15 protein-coding genes are annotated in these 17,524 nt (G+C 68.1%); 9 read left to right on the top strand and 6 right to left on the bottom strand.

Features of this window, described 5'->3' with window-relative positions; all coding sequences use genetic code 11:
• Window positions 1–156 precede the first annotated feature (156 nt).
• The 5 genes from metH (at window position 157) to DIZ26_RS17380 (ending at window position 8,298) form a co-directional block, all read left to right on the top strand.
• Entirely contained in the window at window positions 157–3,780 is a 3,624-nt protein-coding gene (gene metH, locus DIZ26_RS17400; protein WP_198676145.1) for a methionine synthase, read from the top strand.
• Window positions 3,781–3,823: 43 nt separating this feature from the next.
• Window positions 3,824–4,300 carry a GNAT family N-acetyltransferase gene (locus DIZ26_RS17395; protein ID WP_112242552.1) on the top strand — a complete coding sequence of 159 codons (477 nt, stop codon included), beginning with the start codon at window positions 3,824–3,826 and terminating at the stop codon, window positions 4,298–4,300.
• Window positions 4,300–6,816 carry an ATP-binding protein gene (locus DIZ26_RS17390; RefSeq protein WP_112242550.1) on the top strand — a complete coding sequence of 839 codons (2,517 nt, stop codon included), beginning with the start codon at window positions 4,300–4,302 and terminating at the stop codon, window positions 6,814–6,816. Before DIZ26_RS17395 ends, DIZ26_RS17390 begins: the two co-directional genes overlap by 1 nt.
• A 93-nt stretch (window positions 6,817–6,909) precedes the next feature.
• Window positions 6,910–7,182, top strand: a complete 273-nt coding sequence (locus tag DIZ26_RS17385) for a DUF4242 domain-containing protein (protein WP_112242548.1) — start codon at window positions 6,910–6,912, stop codon at window positions 7,180–7,182.
• A 264-nt stretch (window positions 7,183–7,446) separates the two neighbouring features.
• The gene (locus DIZ26_RS17380; protein WP_112242547.1) at window positions 7,447–8,298 is read left to right on the top strand and encodes an HAD family acid phosphatase; all 852 of its coding nucleotides are present in this window, start codon (window positions 7,447–7,449) and stop codon (window positions 8,296–8,298) included.
• 46 nt (window positions 8,299–8,344) lie between these two features.
• On the opposite strand, the gene DIZ26_RS17375 is transcribed toward DIZ26_RS17380, so the two are convergent.
• Window positions 8,345–9,007 (bottom strand): TetR/AcrR family transcriptional regulator, encoded by a 663-nt coding sequence (locus DIZ26_RS17375; protein WP_112242545.1) that lies wholly within the window; start codon window positions 9,005–9,007, stop codon window positions 8,345–8,347.
• Window positions 9,008–9,106: 99 nt separating this feature from the next.
• Between DIZ26_RS17375 and DIZ26_RS17370 the strand changes: the two genes are divergently transcribed.
• Window positions 9,107–10,051, top strand: coding sequence for an SDR family oxidoreductase (locus DIZ26_RS17370; RefSeq protein ID WP_112242543.1), 945 nt, complete (start codon window positions 9,107–9,109; stop codon window positions 10,049–10,051).
• A gap of 29 nt (window positions 10,052–10,080) precedes the next feature.
• Window positions 10,081–10,848 (top strand): class I SAM-dependent methyltransferase, encoded by a 768-nt coding sequence (locus DIZ26_RS17365; protein WP_112242541.1) that lies wholly within the window; start codon window positions 10,081–10,083, stop codon window positions 10,846–10,848.
• On the opposite strand, the gene DIZ26_RS17360 is transcribed toward DIZ26_RS17365, so the two are convergent.
• Complete coding sequence (locus DIZ26_RS17360) at window positions 10,838–11,368, bottom strand: GNAT family N-acetyltransferase (protein WP_112242539.1); 531 nt, start codon at window positions 11,366–11,368, stop codon at window positions 10,838–10,840. The two genes, DIZ26_RS17365 and DIZ26_RS17360, sit on opposite strands and share 11 nt — an antisense overlap.
• Window positions 11,369–11,453: 85 nt before the next feature.
• On the opposite strand from DIZ26_RS17360, the gene DIZ26_RS17355 reads away from it, so the two are divergent.
• Complete coding sequence (locus DIZ26_RS17355) at window positions 11,454–11,804, top strand: YciI family protein (RefSeq protein WP_112242537.1); 351 nt, start codon at window positions 11,454–11,456, stop codon at window positions 11,802–11,804.
• Window positions 11,805–11,806: 2 nt separating this feature from the next.
• On the opposite strand, the gene DIZ26_RS17350 is transcribed toward DIZ26_RS17355, so the two are convergent.
• Entirely contained in the window at window positions 11,807–14,131 is a 2,325-nt protein-coding gene (locus DIZ26_RS17350; RefSeq protein ID WP_232828411.1) for a polysaccharide lyase 8 family protein, read from the bottom strand.
• A gap of 117 nt (window positions 14,132–14,248) precedes the next feature.
• Here DIZ26_RS17350 and DIZ26_RS37485 point away from each other — a divergent pair, with 117 nt between their 5' ends.
• Entirely contained in the window at window positions 14,249–15,289 is a 1,041-nt protein-coding gene (locus DIZ26_RS37485; RefSeq protein WP_157979748.1) for a GntR family transcriptional regulator, read from the top strand.
• On the opposite strand, the gene DIZ26_RS17335 is transcribed toward DIZ26_RS37485, so the two are convergent.
• From DIZ26_RS17335 to DIZ26_RS17325, 3 genes are all read right to left on the bottom strand, one after another.
• On the bottom strand, window positions 15,276–15,809 hold the full coding sequence (locus DIZ26_RS17335; RefSeq protein ID WP_112242533.1) for a dihydrofolate reductase family protein: 534 nt from the start codon (window positions 15,807–15,809) through the stop codon (window positions 15,276–15,278). The genes DIZ26_RS37485 and DIZ26_RS17335 overlap by 14 nt on opposite strands.
• A 101-nt stretch (window positions 15,810–15,910) precedes the next feature.
• Window positions 15,911–16,846 carry a hypothetical protein gene (locus DIZ26_RS17330; RefSeq protein ID WP_112242531.1) on the bottom strand — a complete coding sequence of 312 codons (936 nt, stop codon included), beginning with the start codon at window positions 16,844–16,846 and terminating at the stop codon, window positions 15,911–15,913.
• On the bottom strand, window positions 16,843–17,424 hold the full coding sequence (locus DIZ26_RS17325; protein ID WP_112243375.1) for an RNA polymerase sigma factor: 582 nt from the start codon (window positions 17,422–17,424) through the stop codon (window positions 16,843–16,845). The genes DIZ26_RS17330 and DIZ26_RS17325 overlap by 4 nt, the downstream gene beginning before the upstream one ends.
• Between the last annotated feature and the right edge of the window lie 100 nt (window positions 17,425–17,524).

Genomic DNA, 17,524 nt, shown 5'->3' with positions numbered 1-17,524 from the left:
TCAGTACTCGGGCAGTGATTCGGCATCGCGGTGTCTCGATCAGTAAGATGACGATCCAGGTCGAGAGGCGCTGCAACGGTCCCGGAGGGGTCCGCCACGCTCGGCCCGGGAGACAGACTGGAAGGGCGCCTCCGGAGTCAATCTGGAGGTGGCGGAGTGAGTACGCCGGTAATCGGACGTCAGACCGAGCTGAGAGCACTGCTGGACCAACGGGTCGCAGTCCTCGACGGCGCCTGGGGCACCATGCTGCAGGGTGCGAAGCTGACCCCGGAGGACTACAAGGGCGGCCGGTTCCTCGACCACAGCCACGATGTCACCGGTGACCCCGACCTGCTCAACCTGATGCGGCCCGACGTCATCCTCGACGTCCACCGGCAGTACCTGAACGCCGGCGCCGACATCACCACCACGAACACCTTCACCGCGACCAGCATCGGCCAGGCCGACTACGGCCTGCAGTCCCTGGTCCGCGAGATGAACATCGAAGGCGCCCGGCTCGCCCGGCAGGCCGCCGACGAGTTCGGCGGCCGGTTCGTGGCCGGTTCGATCGGCCCGCTGAACGTCACGTTGTCGCTGTCGCCGCGGGTCGAGGACCCGGCGTACCGGGCGGTGTCGTTCGAGCAGGTCCGCGACGCGTACGCCGAGCAGATCTCCGCGCTCGCCGAGGGCGGCGTCGATCTGCTGCTGGTGGAGACCATCTTCGACACGCTGAACGCGAAGGCCGCGATCGCCGCCGCCCGCGAGGTCGCGCCGGACCTGCCGCTGTGGATCTCGGTCACCATCGTCGACCTGTCCGGCCGCACCCTGTCCGGGCAGACCGTCGAGGCGTTCTGGAGTTCGATCGAGCACGCCAAGCCGCTGGTCGTCGGGGTGAACTGCTCGCTCGGCGCGGCGGAGATGCGCCCGCACGTCGCCGACCTGTCCCGGTTCGCCGACACCTACGTCGCCTCGCACCCGAACGCCGGCCTCCCGAACGCCTTCGGCGGGTACGACGAGACCCCCGAGCAGACCGCCTCGATGCTCAGCGAGTTCGCCGAATCCGGTCTGGTCAACATCGTCGGCGGCTGCTGCGGTACGACGCCGGCCCACATCGCGCGGATCGCCAAGGCCGTCGAGGGCACCAAGCCGCGTACCGTCGTCGAGCCCGACCACACCACCCGGTTCAGCGGGCTGGAGCCGTTCTCGATCGGCCCGGACATGGGCTTCGTGATGATCGGTGAGCGGACCAACGTGACCGGCTCGGCGAAGTTCCGCCGGCTGATCGAGTCCGGTAACCACCAGGCGGCGGTCGACGTCGCGCTGGAGCAGGTCCGCGGTGGCGCCAACCTGCTCGACGTCAACATGGACGCCGACCTGCTCGACAGCGTCGAGGCGATGACGACGTTCCTGAACCTGATCGCGACCGAGCCCGAGGTGGCCCGGATCCCGATCATGATCGACAGCTCGCGCTGGAGCGTGCTCGAGGCCGGCCTGAAATGCGTGCAGGGCAAGGGCGTGGTCAACTCGATCAGCCTCAAGGAGGGCGAGGAGCAGTTCCTCGAGTACGCCCGCCGCATCCGCGACTACGGCGCCGGCGTGGTGGTGATGGCCTTCGACGAGCAGGGCCAGGCCGACACCGTCGAGCGCAAGGTCGAGATCTGCGGCCGTGCGTACGACCTGCTCACCCAGCAGGTCGGCTTCCCGGCCGAGGACATCATCTTCGACCCGAACGTGCTGGCCGTCGCGACCGGGATGTCGGAGCACAACGGGTACGCGAAGGCGTTCATCGAGGCGCTGCCGCTGATCAAGGAGCGCTGTCCCGGCGTCCACCTCAGTGGCGGTATCTCCAACCTGTCCTTCTCGTTCCGCGGCAACGACATCGTCCGCGAGGCCATGCACTCCTCGTTCCTGTACCACGCCGGCAAGGTCGGCCTGGACATGGGAATCGTGAACGCCGGTCAGCTGGCCGTCTACCAGGACATCCCGGCCGACCTGCTGGAACTCGTCGAGGACGTCATCTTCGACCGCCGAGACGACGCCACCGACCGGCTGGTCAGCTTCGCCGAGAACGTCAAGGGCAAGGGCACCCAGCGTGAGGTCGATCTGTCCTGGCGCGAGGCCCCGGTCGAGGAGCGGCTGTCGCATGCACTCGTGCACGGCATCGTGGACTTCATCGAGGAGGACACCGAAGAGGCCCGGCTGACCCGGAAGCGGCCGCTCGAGGTGATCGAGGGTCCGTTGATGGACGGCATGAAGATCGTCGGCGACCTGTTCGGCGCCGGCAAGATGTTCCTGCCCCAGGTGGTCAAGAGCGCCCGGGTGATGAAGCGTTCGGTCGCCTACCTCGAGCCGTTCATGGAGGCGGAGAAGGAGCTGGCCCGGCAGGAGGGTCGCGCGGAAGCCGTGCGTGGCCAGGGCAAGGTCGTGCTCGCGACCGTCAAGGGCGACGTGCACGACATCGGCAAGAACATCGTCGGCGTCGTGCTCGGCTGCAACAACTACGAGGTCATCGACCTCGGCGTGATGGTGCCGGCGGCGAAGATCCTCGACACCGCGATCGCCGAGGGTGCGGACGTGGTCGGCCTGTCCGGGCTGATCACCCCGTCGCTGGACGAGATGGTCTCGGTGGCCGAGGAGATGCAGCGGCGCGGGCTCAAACTGCCTTTGCTGGTTGGCGGCGCGACCACCTCGAAGCAGCACACTGCCGTGCGCATCGCACCGGCGTACGAGAACACGACCGTGCATGTGCTGGATGCATCCCGCGTGGTCGGCGTGGTGTCCGACCTGCTGGACGACGACCGCGCCCAAGAGCTTGCCGTCAGCAACCGTGCTGTCCAGGAAACCCTTCGTGAGCAGCACGCGAACAAGCAGCGCAAGCCGATGCTCACGATCGAGGAGGCGCGGGCGAACCGCGAGCAGGTCGAGTACGGCGAACTGCCGGTGCCCGCGTTCACCGGGCTCAAGGTGGTGGAGCCCGACCTGGAGACGCTGCGGGCGATGATCGACTGGCAGTTCCTCTTCCTGGCTTGGGAACTGAAGGGCAAGTACCCGGCGATCCTGGACAACCCGGTCGCGAAGGAACTGTTCGACGACGCGAACACGATGCTCGACCAGATCGTCAAGGACGGCTCGTTCACCGCGAAGGGCGCCTACGGCTTCTGGCCGGCGCACAGCGAGGGTGACGACATCATCCTCGACGGCCAGCAGATCTCCTTCCCGATGTTGCGGCAGCAGACGCAGAAGCCGGAGGGGCGCGACAACCGCTGCCTGGCCGACTACATCGCGCCGGCTGGTGACCACCTCGGTGGGTTCGGGGTGGCGATCCACGGTGCGGAGGAGCTGGCCAAGAAGTACGAGCAGGCGGGCGACGACTACCGGTCGATCATGGTGAAGGCGCTGGCGGATCGGCTCGCCGAGGCGTTCGCCGAGTGGATCCACCTGGAAGCGCGGAAGGCCTGGTTCGAGCCGGACGCGGAGCCGCTGCTGGAGGATCTGCACGCGGAACGGTTCCGCGGGATCCGGCCGGCGCTGGGTTACCCGGCGAGCCCCGACCACAGCGAGAAGAAGGAACTCTTCGAGCTGCTCGAGGCGGACAAGCTCGGGCTCGGGCTGACCGAGTCCTTCGCGATGACCCCGGCCGCCGCGGTCAGCGGTCTGATCTTCGCCAGCCCGTCCGCCCGGTACTTCACCGTCGGCCGGCTGGGCAAGGATCAGATCGAGGACTACGCCAAGCGTCGCGGGATGCCGCTGGCCGAGATCGAGCGCTGGCTGCGCCCGAACCTGGCCTACGACCCGGAGTAAAAGGTGGTGGGTGCCGCCCGGTCGCTGGACTTACAGTGACGGGATGAGCGTCACCCTGCGTCCCGCCGAAGCCGGCGATGTCGATGCCGTCGCCTCCATCTGGTACGCCGGATGGAGGGACGGCCATCTCGGCAACGTGCCCGACGAACTCGTAGCGGTCCGGACCGAGAAGTCCTTCTGGGACAGGGTTCCGGACCGGGTCGACGACACCACGGTCGCTGTTGTCGGCGATGAAGTGGCCGGCTTCGTGATGGTCGTGGCCGACGAGGTCGAGCAGGTGTATGTCTCCGGCAACCACCGTGGCTCCGGAGTCGCCGCCGCCCTGATCGCCGAAGCCGAACGCCAGGTCAAGGCCGCCGGGTACAACGAGGCGTGGCTCGCCGTCGCGACGGGGAACGCCCGCGCCCGCCGCTTCTACGAGCGCACCGGCTGGCACGACAGCGGTCCGTTCGACTATCCGGCGAGCACCGAGACCGGCCCGATCCCAGTCCCCTGCCACCGCTACACGAAGAAGCTCTGATGTTCCTGGAGCGCGAGAATTTGGTGGCGTCGCTACGGGAGATCCGGCCCGGGGCAATGGTCTTCGTCGCGGGCGAGGCAGGGATCGGCAAGACCTCACTGGTCCGGGAGTTCTGCGCGACGCTGCCGACCGGGACGGCCGTGCGCTTCGGCTTCTGCGATGCTCTCGGGACGCCACGGGCGCTCGGACCGCTACACGACATCGCCCGCGCGAGCCCGCAGCTGGCCGGATTGCTGACGACCGGCGGCGCTGACCGGCACGCCATCTTCACTGCCTTCCTCGAGCTTCTCAGTGATCCGCAGACCGTAGTGGTGGTGGAAGACGCGCACTGGGCCGACGAGGCCACCCTCGACCTGCTGCTGTTCGTCGGCCGCCGGATCAGCGAGCTTCCCGCGCTGGTCGTCATCACCTATCGCTCCGAGGAGGTAGGCCGGGACCACGCACTCCGCCGCGTCCTCGGCGACCTGGCAACAGCACCATCCGTGCGCCGGTTGCAGGTGCCCGCGTTGACCTCGGAAGCAGTCGCTGCGCTGGCAACGCCACTTGGTCGCGACGGTGACGAGCTCTTCGCGGTGACCGGAGGCAACCCGTTCTTCGTCACCGAGGTGCTCAGCGCGCCAGGCGACGACCTGCCCGCGACCGTGCGCGACGCAGTACTGGCTCGGGCCGCACGGTTGGGGCCGGCGGCTCGGGCGGTGCTTGACGTGGTGTCCCTGGTTCCTGACCGGGCCGAGGTCGCGCTGGTTGACGCGGCCGCCCTGGAGGAATGCATCCAGGCCGGAATGCTTTTGCTGGAAGGGCGATCCGTGCGGTTCCGGCACGAACTGGCGCGGCGAGCGGTGGAGTCCGACGTACCGGCTGTTCGGGTGCCGGTGCTGCACGGGCAGATTCTCGACTACCTGGCCGAGGCCGACGAGATCGATCCGGCGCGGTTGTCGTACCACGCAGAGGTGGCCGGGGACCGTGCCGCGGTGCTGGAACACGCACCGGTCGCCGCCCGGCGAGCGGCCGAGCTCGGGGCGCATCGGCAGGCCGCGGCGCACTATGCCAGGGCAGTCCGGCACGCAGACAATGCCCAGATCGCTGTGCAGGCAGAGCTTTGGGAACGTCTCGGCGAATCGGCCGACGACAGTGGTGACCTTGCCGAGGGCATCCGATCCTCCCAGCGGGCCACCGAGCTGTGGCAGCAGGCGGGCGAGGTGGACAGACAAGGCGCGACGATGGCGCGCTGCTCGCACATGCTCTGGAAGACCGGGATGAACGCCGAAGCGCACGCGCTCGCCAGGCAAGCGGTCGCACTCCTGCAGGACCGGCCGCCAAGTCCCGCTCTTGCTCAGGCCCAGGCTGCGATGGCCAGGTTGTTGATGCTCGGGCGTGACATGCGCGGCGCGATCGTGCTCGGCACGACAGCGGTCGAGTACGCCCGGCAGTTCGGCGATCTCCGCACGCTCGGCCGGGCGCTCAACTCGGTGGGGAGTGCGCACTGGCTGATGGATCCCGACCGAGCGGTCGAGTTGCTGGAGGCGAGCCTCGCGACCGCTGGTGAAGTGGGAGACGACGCCGGCGCGGCGCAGGCGATGATGAATCTCGGCTCCGGCGCGGGCGAGATCCGGCGGTACGCGTTGGCCGATCACTGGTTGGCCGAGGCGGCCTCGTGGTGTGCCGCGCGGGACCTGGATTCCTCGTTGAGCTACTCGCTGGCCTGGCAGTCCCGGTCCAGGTTCGAACAGGGGCAGTGGTCCGAGGCCACTGCTTTGGCCGGCCAGGTCGTCACGAAGTATCCGCAGCACGTTCCTTCGCAGATCGTGGTCAACACCGTGCTCGGGAGGCTCCGCGTCCGTCGTGGTGATCCAGATCCGGAGGGCCCGCTGTCGCGGGCTTGGGAGCTGGCCGTGCAGACAGGTGACTTGCAGCGCCTCTGGCCGGCCGCTGCCGCTCGTGCCGAACATGCTTGGCTACAAGGCCGGATGGACGCTGTGGAAGGCCTGGTGGCCGAGACCTACGAGCATTCGCTGGAGCTGGAGCACCCGTGGGCGGCCGGTGAGCTCGGCTCGTGGCTGCGCACAGCGGGCGTGGCGGTCGAACTGCCGGGCTATGTCGCCGAGCCGTACAAGACAGGAGACGGTTGGCGCGAGCTCGGCTGCCCGTACGAAGCCGCGCTTGTATTGACGGAGAAGGCCGATCCCGAGCAGCAGATCGCGGGGCTTCAGGAGTTGCAGCAGTTGGGGGCGTGGCCTGCTGCCGAGCTGGTGGCTCGCCGGTTGCGACAGAACGGCGTACAAGGGCTGCCCCGTCGGCCGCGGGGGAGCAGCCGGGAGAATCCTGCCAATCTCACCGCGCGAGAGACCGAAGTACTGGCCTTACTGGCCGAGGATCTGACGAATGCGGAGATCGGTCAACGGCTGCATATCTCGCCGAAGACGGTCGATCATCACGTGTCGTCGATTCTCGGCAAACTGGGCGTGGCCACCCGGCAGGAGGCCGCCCGAAGATGGGGAGCCGACGGCCGAAGATAGGGAGCCGTTCCCCATGGCTGAGCGGCCGCGGTTCGGCAGAGTCGGGGACAGAAGGCGATGGACGCCTTCGCTCGATGAAAGGAACGATCCGCAATGACTCGCTATCTGGTCGAACGCAACTTCGCCGAGGGGCTGGAGATCCCGACCGACGACCGCGGCGCCAAGGCGTGCCTGAACGTCGTCGACGGCAACGCGCAGCACGGCGTCACCTGGGTGCACTCCTACGTCTCGCCGGACCACTCGACGACGTACTGCGTCTACGACGGCCCGAACCCGGAGGCGATCCGGCAGGCCGCCGAGACCAACGGTCTCCCGGTCACCAAGATCACCGAGGTCCGGGTCCTCGACCCGTACTTCTACCACTGATCGAGCAGCCTGACCGGGCGGCCGAGGGGGTTCTGCCCGGTAGATGGTGACGAGGTGGGAATCCTCCGCCGTCGGCACCACCCTTCGCTTTCCTTTCCTCCGCTCTGTCGCCGTGAAGCGGCGATGACGCGACGAGGTGTGATGTCAGCGCTGGGTGACCGGCTGCGGAGGATTCCCCCCGAGTTGGGACCGGCTTCATGATGATCGGCGCGGTGCGGGGTTAGTTTGCTTCTGCAAGCATCACCCGTCCTTGGAGAGGTCATCATGTTCAACCGTTCCTGGCGCCGGCCGTCGCGCCGGCTGCTGCTCACCGGTGTCGCCGCCGTTGCCGCTGCCTCCGTCGTCGGCGGCGTCGCGTACTCGGCCGGCGTCGCCGCCCAGCAGCCGGCGATCCAGACGTCCACGCCGCGGTCCGAGCACCAGATCACCAACATCGACGTACTGCGGCAGCAGATCCGCAACTACTACGGTGACCCGCTCGGTACCGGCACCTTCGCGGCGGACAGCAACTACGCCAAGGAAGCCTCCTCGGTGGCGGCCGCGGGCAAGCGCTGGCTGTCGGCTCACCACCACAGCCGGGCCACCAAGGCGATCCTGCTCGACGTCGACGACACCGCGCTGGCCACCTGGAACTACGAGATCGCCAGCAACTGGGCGTTCAACCCGGTGACCAACGGCACGTTCGTGACCGAACAGCGGTTCCCGGCCGTGCCGGGCATGGTCGAGATGGCGAAGACGGCCGAGCGTGAGGGCTACGCGATCTTCTTCCTGACCGGACGCGGCGCCGCCCAGGAGCAGGCGACGCTGGGCAACCTGACCGCGGACGGGATCGGCGTCGACGCCGGCTACCCGAAGCCGACCACCCTGCGCAACGGTGAGGACGGCCTGTTCACCAAGCCGGCGCTCGCCGACTACCCGGCCTACCTGAAGACCGCCTGCGCGAGCGACCCGAACGGCGCCTGCACGACGATCCACTACAAGTCGGCCACCCGCGCGCACATCGAGTCGCTCGGTTACGACATCGTCGCCAACTTCGGCGACCAGTACAGCGACCTCAAGGGCGGTTTCGCCGACCGCACCTTCAAGCTCCCGAACCCGAACTACTACCTGCCCTGATCGACTGCCAGTACGCCGGGACCTGCTCCCGGCGTACTGCGTTGTCTCAGCGCGGCAGCAGGCCGGTCAGCAGCGCGTTGAGACTCTGCGTCATCGCTGGTTCGAACTCGATCCGCAGCGTGGCCAGCGACGGGTCGGCCTCGAACGCGGCCAGAATCGCCGGACCCGCGCACGCGTGACTCCAGATCGCCCCGGCCAGCAACGCCGCCGTACTGATGAACTGTCCGGCGCCCTCAACGCCGACCTCCGGCAGCACGCCGGCCACCACCTCGATCATCCGCTGGTACTGCGCGACCGTGGCCCGCTTGAACGCCAAGGCCATCTCGGTCGAGATGTTGTGCTCGAGGACCGAGGCCTGCGCGCTGATCAAGTCGCAGAACACGGGCCGTGCCTTGAGAGTCCGTACGACGGCGGCCGTCAGCTGCTCGCCGCGATCCGCCACGGGCGCCGCCGGATCCACTGTGCTCAGCGCCTCGGCGAGATCCTGCACCCACGCCTTGGTCTCGGTGTCGACCAGTTCGAGCAGGACGGCCTCGCGGGACTCGAAGTAGTTCAGCACGTTCGACTTCGCCAGGCCGACCCGGCGACTCAGCTCGTTCAGGCTGAGCTGGGCGACCGGCATCTCGGTCAGCATCGTCTCGGCGGTGGCGAGGATCGTCTGCCGCCGTACCGCGCGCTGCTCCTCGCTCCGGGCCCGCTGAAACGTCATACCGCCATCTTACAGACCGATGGTCTCTTGTCATCAGACCAGCGGTCTGATAGCTTCGGGCATAACAGACCGGCAGTCTTTTACCCCGAGGAGCAGCTCATGTACGTCGTCCCCGACCAGACCGGCAAACTCGCCGTCGTCACCGGCGCGAACAGTGGCACCGGCAAGGAGACGGCCAAGCGTCTCGCCGCGGCCGGCGCCCGGGTGGTGCTTGCCGTCCGGACCGTCGCGAAGGGCGAGGCCGCCCGGGACGAGATCCTCGCGGCGTACCCGGATGCGGCTCTCGAAGTCCGCCGGATCGACCTGGCCGACCTCGCGTCGGTCGAGGAGTTCGCCGCCGGGCTGATCGCGGACGGCACTCCGATCGACCTGCTCGTCAACAACGCCGGGGTGATGACGCCGCCGAGCCGGATGACGACGAAGGACGGCTTCGAGCTGCAGTTCGGCAGCAACTTCCTCGGCCCGTTCGCGTTGACGCTCCGGCTGCTGCCGCTCCTGCTCGCGGCGCCGGCGCCCCGGGTGGCCACGATGAGCAGCGGCGCGGCGAACTTCGGCCGGATCAGGTTCGACGACCTGCACTGGGAGCGCACCCGCTACCGGGCGATCGGCACCTACGCCCAGTCAAAGCTGGCCGACCTCATGTTCAGCCACCAGCTCGCGGCCATCGCGGCAGAGCGCGGCTGGAATCTGCTCAGCGTCGCCGCGCACCCGGGTTATACCCGCACCAACCTCCAGACCGCCGGCGCGAGCCTTGGTCGCGACAAGCTGCCCTGGTACCACTCGTTCCTCGAGCGCCATAACCCGATCCCGTCGCAGGGTGTCGAGGTGGGTGCCGAGCCGCTGCTGTTCGCCGCCACCAGCCCGGATGTCCCAGCCGGCTCGTACTACGGACCGAACGGCCTCTTCGGCCTGGTCGGCCCGACCAAAAAGGTGAGGGCCCCGAGCCGCTCCCTCGACTCACAGGCCAACGCCCGCCTGTGGCTCGAAGCCGAACGCCTCACCGGCGTCAAGCTGCCGGCATCGACGCAGGCGAAGGCTGTCTAGCTCGAATCTTGCGGCTCTATGCTGCCGGAATGGACGTCTGGGCGAGCGGGGAGATCTACGAGTCGTACGTCGGCCGCTGGAGCCGTCAGGTGGCGGAGGAGTTCGTGACGTGGCTCGATCAGCCGGCCGGGCTGCGCTGGCTCGATGTCGGCTGCGGCACCGGGGCGTTGACCAGCACGATTCTCGGTACTGCGGATCCGTCGGCCGTCGTCGGTGTGGATCTGTCGGCGGGCTTCCTCGACTACGCGCGGCTGACAGTGCAGGACGAGCGAGCGACGTTCGAGGTCCGCGGTGCCGACGATCTGCCGGACGGGCCGTTCGACGTCGTCGTCGCGGGGATCATGCTCAACTTCGTGCCGGACCGGATCGGCGCGCTCCGCCGGATGCGGGAGATCGGGCAGACCGTCGGCGTCTACGTGTGGGACTACGCGGACCGGATGGAGTTGATGAAGTACTTCTGGGATGCCGCGCTCGAGCTGCGACCGGAGGACAGCGACCATGACGAGGGCGCCCGCTTCCCGTTCTGCAACCCCGAGGGGCTGGAAGGGCTTTTCACCGAGGCCGGCTTCGCGAAGGTCGAGACGCGCGGCATCGTCGTACCGACTGTGTTCGCGTCGTTCGAGGAGTACTGGAAACCCTTCCTCGGCGGGCAGGGCGTCGCGCCGGCGTACCTGCTGTCGCTGGAGCAGGACGCCCAGGATGCCGTGCGCGACGAAGTGCAGCGACGGCTGCCGGTCGAAGAGGACGGCTCGATCCACCTCGTGGCCAGGGCTTGGGCCGCACGCGCTACGAGCTGATCCAGTCGGAGCGGAGGAGGCCGAAGAAGAGGTCGTCGGTCCATTCGCCTTTGAACCAGGTGTTCGCGAGCCGCAGGCCTTCGTCGCGGAACCCGAGTCGCCGCAGGAGTGCGGCCGAGGCGACGTTGCGCGCATCGCACTCGGCAGAGACCCGATGCAGCTTCCGCTCGACGAAGAGGTGATCGAGCAACCCACGCACGGCTTCGGTCGCATAACCCTGGCCCTGGTACTGCGGTCCAAGAGTGAAGCCGATCTCGGCCTGCATCAGGTTCTCGTGCAGCTTGAGCCCGATGTCGCCGATTAGCACTCCGTCGAGGTCGATCGCGTACTGGAACCAGCCGGGCGCCGAGGGATTCCCGGCGGCGAACTCCCGCACCAGAGCGGTCGCCTCCTCGATGCTGACCGGTGCCTCCCAGGACTGATAGCGCGCGACCTCCGGCACCGACCGGTACGCCGCGAAGGCGGCCGCGTCCTCGGCGCGGAACCGCCGCAGCGTCAGCCGCTCGGTCGCCAGGTTCATGCGGCCATCATGTCAAAGTCGGGCGCTCGGCTTCGTACTTCTGATGAGGGGTCGCAGCAGGCGGCTGGAGTGGAGGAGTGGGCCGGTGAAGTACTTGTTGATTCTGCAGGCCGATGTCGAAGCGCTGGACGAGTTGACCGAGGCGGACCGGGTATCGGTCCGGACCGGGCACGACGAGTTCCGCCGAATCACAGCGGAGGCCGGTGAGCTGATCAGTCGCGAAGCGCTCGCCGATCCCTGCACCAGTACGGTCGTGTGCCGCGACGGGATCCGCTCGGGTCCGTTCCAGGGTACGTCGATCGGCGGCTACTACCTCGTCGACGTCGAGTCGAAGGCCCGCGCGATCGAACTCGCGGACCTTCTCCCCGACACCAGGATCGACGGCCTGGCCGTCGAGATCCGGCCGGTCATGCTGTCGGCCGGCGCCGACTACTGACGTCAGCCGCGAACCGTCAGCGTCCTGGTCGCACCTGCGGCGCCCGCGATGTTCACGCTGACGTCGATGCCGAGCGGCGTACGCCGTACCGTGACGCCTTCGTCGACGCTGAGAACCTTTGCTCCGGGCAACAAGAGGTGCAGCGTGATCACCGAGGCGCGCTGGGTCGGGTCGGAGACGGCCAGGTCGATCTCCCGGCCGCGCACCCGGCGGATCACCGAACAAGGTGAGTCGGCTGTCAGCCCGGCAACCCGGCCCGCCTTCCAGAAGTTGACCAGCAGCAGGTCGCCGCTGAGAACTGCTTGGACGTCGGCGGTGTTGCGCAGGATCAGCAGGCCGGAGGACTGGGACAACTGCTTGGTCCGGGCAACGGAAGCGCCCGGTGCGGTCAGGTAGGCGTAGGTCGCGGCGGTCGGGTCGACGCCGTGGTCGAGCCACATCGTCAGGTACCGGCGGGTGATCGGGGTGGTGGGGCCGCCCGTGTTGATGTCACGCCACGAACCCGTCCGTGCCTCACGCCGGAGTTGCAAGGTGGGGCTCCCGTTGAGGAAGACATACCCGGCGACGCCGTCCAGATGCGCCCAGCGAGCAGCGACGGCGGCCGAGTCGCCGACGGCTGGAACCTGTGGAATCCCGTTCACAGTAAGGGTGTTCGTGCCGATGCTGTGCAGGTTGCGGTTCTCGACGATCGTCTCGACGGGGTAGCCGCTGCTGCCGCTGATCCCCGCGCCGAGCGCCACGATGTACTCGTCCAGGCAGAACCAGGACTTGCGGGCCCGCATCGGCGAGGCCGGCCCCTGGAGGTCTTGGCCGACAGCGGCGTAGCCGTCGAGGGTGGAGCCGCCCACCCAGGTCGTCGTGGGTCGGGCCGCGCCCCACTCGCCACCCGCTTTCGGTGCCAACGGCAACTTGTCGACGGTGGTGCCGGGGAGACGGTAACGATCCACAGTCGGCCAGAAGGCGTCGGCGTACTGGCCGTTGTCCCGGTCGTAGAGGTAGGTCATCCCGGAACCGCTGTGGAAGCCCTGGTCGTTCTCGCCGTTGCCGCATTCGTAGTACGCGATCCGCTGGCTGGCCATCGAGATCGAGTACGCCCAGCCGGACCGGCGGTGGATCGATCGGTCCATGCCGGCGAACAGCGTGTGGCCGTTGCGTTCGGGCGCCGGGGTCATGCCCTGCAGGCTCTTGATCAGGGCGACCCGGGGGATCGTTGCCCCTGACAACACATTGCCGAAGGTGTCGCGCTGGACCCAGCCGGCGACCGCGGCCCGCCACTGGGCGGCCAGCGTCGATTCGACGCCTTGGGCGAGGCGCAGGATCGCCTCCATCGCGGTGTAGCCGTCGTCGTGGTCGGAGGCGTTGTACCGCGAGACCGCACGGCCGCGGACGAAGTCCATCATCCGCGCGTCGTGGACGACCGGGAGGTACGCCTTCGCGACCGAGTCGAACAGGATCTGCCGCTTCGGGTCGGTGACGGCCCAGGGCGAATTCGCCAGCAGGGCAAGGAGTTTGCCGATGCCGTTCAGCAGGACGTGGCCGTAGGTACCGGTGTAGGCGACCCAGGTGTGCTGCACGAACGAACCGTCGCGGTAGAACCCGTCGCCGCTCGTGACGTACTGCCAGGTGTCGCTGAGGCCGTCTCGGGCGTGGGTGAGTTTGGCCTCGTCCTCAGTGACGAGCGAACGCACGATGACCGCCTGGCAGAGGTCGACCCGGTTCGCGCCGGTCGAGACGATCGGGCCGCGCTCGGGCGGGAACATCTGGTACGGGTCGGGGACGAAGTGGTCGATGGCGGCGCAGTACCGCTCCCGGGTCGCGGCCGGCAACTCGTCGTACAGCAGCACCATGACGTTCGCGAGCGGTCGGGTGGCGCCGATCTCCCACGACCACCAGTTGCCGAATTCGACGGTGCTGGGGTTGTAGATCAACTGGTCCATGGTTTCCAGCGCCGCCTGTACGTCGGACAGCAGTGCGGGGTCGGCGTGGTACTGCGAACCAGGGGTGGACCAGGCTGTCGCCCATTGCTCGAGCCGGACGTAGGTGTTCGGGATCGAGGCGTCGGCGGTCAGTGGCTGGTCGGTGAAGACGAGTGTCCTGGTCGCGGTGCGATCGAGCTTCGCCAGCGATGCCTTCACCGCGGTGTCCAGGCGGCCCAGCGCGGCGGCGTAGTCGGGGTCGGCCGGATCGATTGCCGCGCTACCGGTGAGGGCGGCCGCCCACTTGGCGCGGAGGGCGGCGAAGTCGGCGGGTGCCGCGACGGCCGGTAGTTCGAGGGTCAGGGCAGCGGCGGCGGCCGTCGTACCGGCCAGGAACGTGCGTCGTTTCACGGGGACTCCTCGGGGCGGATCGCGGAGGACTTTCGGATGAGTCTGTGCCAAGTCATTCCATGGGTCAACAGATTGATACGAATGAATTTCCGATGCCTCGACCAGTAGAGTCGGCGCGTGAGCGCATCCGAGGTACCCGCGGCCGAGGCCGTCCGGGGGCAGAAGGCACGGCATCTGGCCGGCGAGTTGCGGCGTGGGATCGCTGAGCTGCGGTGGCCGGGCGGCAAGCTGCCGACCGAGCAGCAGTTGGCCCGAGAGCAGGGCGTCAGCCTGAACACGGTCCGGCGAGCAGTCGACCTGCTGGTGCAGGATGGCCTGGTCTACCGGCGGCAGGGCTCGGGGATGTACATCGCGAGCAGCGACACCGGACCGTTGATCGGCGTGGCCGTGCCGTCGATGACGTACTACTTCCCGCGCATCATCGTCGGCATCGAGCGCGAACTCGCTCGCCACGGCGCGCAGATGCTGCTGCGGTCAACCGAGTGGGACTCTGTCGAGGAGCGGCAGGCGGTCGACGCATTGGTGAGTGCGGGCGCGGCCGGTCTGATCCTGGCGGCCGATGGGCCGAGCATGGCCGGCCTGGAAGACCTCGACGTACCAGTGGTTCTGGTCGAGCGAGGGCTGGAGGATCCCACCACACTGCACGAGTTCGCCGGCTCGAACCATGCCGCCGGTGCCCGCGCGGCGGTGAAGCACCTGCGGAGCCTCGGGCATACCCGGATCGGTTATCTCGAACGGGTCAGCCCGCATACGGCTCCGCAGGTCCGCGCGGGACTCGGCGACACCCCTGTGCTGGTGGAATCCCGCGAACGCTGGACGACTGCCGATGCCGAGCGTTTCCTCGCCGAACTCCTGCGCAGCAAGGCGACCGCGGTCATCTGCTTCGCCGACCGCGAGGCGACCCTGCTGCTCAACGCGGCCATCGCGAACGGCATCGCGGTCCCCGACCAGCTCTCGGTGATCAGCTACGACGACGAGGTCGCGGACCTGTCCGACGTCCCGCTCACCGCTGTGTCGCCGGCGAAGTTCGAGGTCGGCCGGATCGCGGTGGAGACGCTGCGGGCCCGTCTCGCCGACCCGAAGTCCCCGCGGCGCCAGATCTCGCTGATCCCCGACCTCGTCGTCCGGGACTCCACCGGGCCGGTCAGTCGACCCTGAACCAGAGGTTGGTTCCCGACCCGGTCTCGGTTTGGCTGAGGCGCTCGAGCTTCCTGGTGCCTGACCGGGGATAGAAGGGGACGCCGTCGCCGAGGAGCAGCGGGACGACGCAGACGAAGATCTCGTCCAGTTCACCGGCTTCCAGACACTGCCGGCCCATGCTGGCGCCGAGGACATTCACGTACTTGTCGCCGGCGGCCTCCTTCGCCTGATGGAGCGCGCTGCCGAAGTCGTCGACGAAGGTGATGTCCGGAAGGTTCTGGTCCGGCAGCCGGTGCGTGACGACGTACTGCGGGCCTTCCCAGCCGCCGCCGAATGCCTTGCCCTCGCCTTCGTCACCTTTGTGCGGGTCGTCGCCGTCGAACGTCCGCCGCCCGACCAGCAACGACCCGATCTGTGGAATCAGCTCTGTGACCTCCGGATTCGGGCCCAGGTACGGCGTGAGCCACGACATGTCACCGCCCGGTCCGGCCATGAAACCGTCCAGGGAGATGCTGGCCGCGTAGAGCACCTTCGCCATGATGATCGACCTCCTGTCTGCGAGTTTGTCTCAGCTGAACCATTGAGACGAGCGAGACCGGAGAAACTCATCGCCGGTGTGGGAATCACCGGCGATCAAGCTCACTTCCAGTCGAACATCCGCTCGCAGGTCGCCGGGGTCGGATGCTTGACGGAGTTGACGACCAGGACCTCGGTACGGGCCGGGTTGCTGTAGCACTTCTCCACCCGCGGGCCGTTCTTCGCCGAGTCGTAGACCAGCTTGCCGTCACCGGCGTAGCCACGGATCGTCCAGCCGGGCATCACGCCGATCAGGTGGTTGTCCGGGGTGATCGGTCTGCCGCCGTTCTTGGGGAGCGGGAAGCTGTCCTGCTCCATCGGCGCGAACCAGAAGCCGTCCTTCAGAACCGCCTCGACCGGGTCATCGCCGTGGTGCTGAACGGTCACCCTGGTGATCGACGGGATGTACATTCCGGTGCCCTCACCGCGTCCGTCGACGGGTGCGAACAGGTAGGGAACGTCCTTACCCGCCGGTGAAATGTTCGGGCCGAAGGCGCTGTCGCCCGCGATGCTGCCGTCCCCGGAGCGGCTGCAGATCCAGTAGTCCATTCCCTTCCGGGCGACCAGCCAGCTCTTGGTGAGTCCCGGACGCGCGGTCTTGACGTACTCGAAGGCGTTGATCACCTCGAAGCTCGCGAACGAGTTCTGATAGTCCTTGGTGAACTCGATGCACTGATTCCGGAAGGCAGCCGTCTCGGCAGCGCTGAGCTTGCGCGTCCGGGCCGGCTGAGGCGCCGAGGTGTTGCCGGAAGCAACCTTCTGGCCGCCCGCCGCCGGCGCAGTACCGGTCGGCGTCGTTCTACTACCTTTCAGGGCCGGTACTCCAAACGCGAGGCCGGCGATGACTGCGACAGTTGCCGCGGCTGCGAGCAGCGGTACGGCGGTGCGTCGGCGCGGTGCGCCGAATTCGTGGTCGACGATCGCGACCAGTTCGTCGCGCTGCCGGTCGCGGACCGGGCGCGGAAGGTCGTGGTCGGGGGGAGTGGTCAGGTCGGTCATGGTTGTGTCTCCACGGAAGTCTTCGAGAGTTCGGAAATACCCAGCTCACGCAGGTGTTTTCTGGCCCGGGACAGCCGGGACTTCACCGTGCCCAGGGGAACGTCGAGCGCGACGGCGGCGGCTTGTTGGTCGAGTCCCGACCAGACGCAGAGCTCGACGATTTCGCGCTCTTGCCGGGGCAGGCGTTTCATCGCCGCGCGGGCCTGTTCGAGGTGGTGGTCGGTATCCAGCCGGCCGATCACCTCGTCGGCGTGATCCCGCTGGTGATCGGCCAGCAGGTGTGCCGCCGCGAGCGCCCGGCGGTAGCGGAGCTTGGCCCGCCATTCGTTGCGGACGGTGTAGTCCGCTGCCCGCAACAGCCAGGGGAGCGCCGAATCCCGGTCGAGGACGACGTCGGCCCGTCGCCGCCAGGCGTGCAGGAACACCGCGGAGGTCAGGTCCTCCGCATCGCTCCACGACGCGGTCCGCCGGTAGAGAAAGTTGTAGACGGCGCGAGCGTGCCGGTCGTACAGCTGCCCGAAGGCCTCCGAATCTCCGCCGGAAGCCCGGTCCCACAGCACCCGGTCGGTCGCCGTCATGATCACCCCATCGTGCCTCCCGTCCAGTCCAATCACGTCTCCTTCCCTCCGTCGCGTCCCCTGGCCCTTGCTCGCCGCCTCATGCCCCTTCTGTGTCGCC

Origin of the sequence: Kribbella monticola (genome assembly GCF_003261635.1) — a bacterium.
In the GTDB taxonomy this organism is placed as follows: Bacteria; Actinomycetota; Actinomycetes; order Propionibacteriales; family Kribbellaceae; genus Kribbella; species Kribbella monticola.
Note: the sequence above shows the minus strand (reverse complement) of the source record. Positions and strands in the feature narration are given on the sequence as shown.

Coding starts and splice junctions, on each gene's coding strand:
- DIZ26_RS17335 (WP_112242533.1), bottom strand. CDS start 15,809: ATGGCGAAGGTGCTCTACGCGGCCAGCATCTCCCTGGACGGTTTCATG.
- DIZ26_RS17365 (WP_112242541.1), top strand. CDS start 10,081: ATGGACGTCTGGGCGAGCGGGGAGATCTACGAGTCGTACGTCGGCCGC.
- DIZ26_RS17325 (WP_112243375.1), bottom strand. CDS start 17,424: ATGACGGCGACCGACCGGGTGCTGTGGGACCGGGCTTCCGGCGGAGAT.
- DIZ26_RS17390 (WP_112242550.1), top strand. CDS start 4,300: ATGTTCCTGGAGCGCGAGAATTTGGTGGCGTCGCTACGGGAGATCCGG.
- DIZ26_RS17330 (WP_112242531.1), bottom strand. CDS start 16,846: ATGACCGACCTGACCACTCCCCCCGACCACGACCTTCCGCGCCCGGTC.
- DIZ26_RS17380 (WP_112242547.1), top strand. CDS start 7,447: ATGTTCAACCGTTCCTGGCGCCGGCCGTCGCGCCGGCTGCTGCTCACC.
- DIZ26_RS17375 (WP_112242545.1), bottom strand. CDS start 9,007: ATGACGTTTCAGCGGGCCCGGAGCGAGGAGCAGCGCGCGGTACGGCGG.
- DIZ26_RS17360 (WP_112242539.1), bottom strand. CDS start 11,368: ATGAACCTGGCGACCGAGCGGCTGACGCTGCGGCGGTTCCGCGCCGAG.
- DIZ26_RS17385 (WP_112242548.1), top strand. CDS start 6,910: ATGACTCGCTATCTGGTCGAACGCAACTTCGCCGAGGGGCTGGAGATC.
- DIZ26_RS17370 (WP_112242543.1), top strand. CDS start 9,107: ATGTACGTCGTCCCCGACCAGACCGGCAAACTCGCCGTCGTCACCGGC.
- DIZ26_RS17395 (WP_112242552.1), top strand. CDS start 3,824: ATGAGCGTCACCCTGCGTCCCGCCGAAGCCGGCGATGTCGATGCCGTC.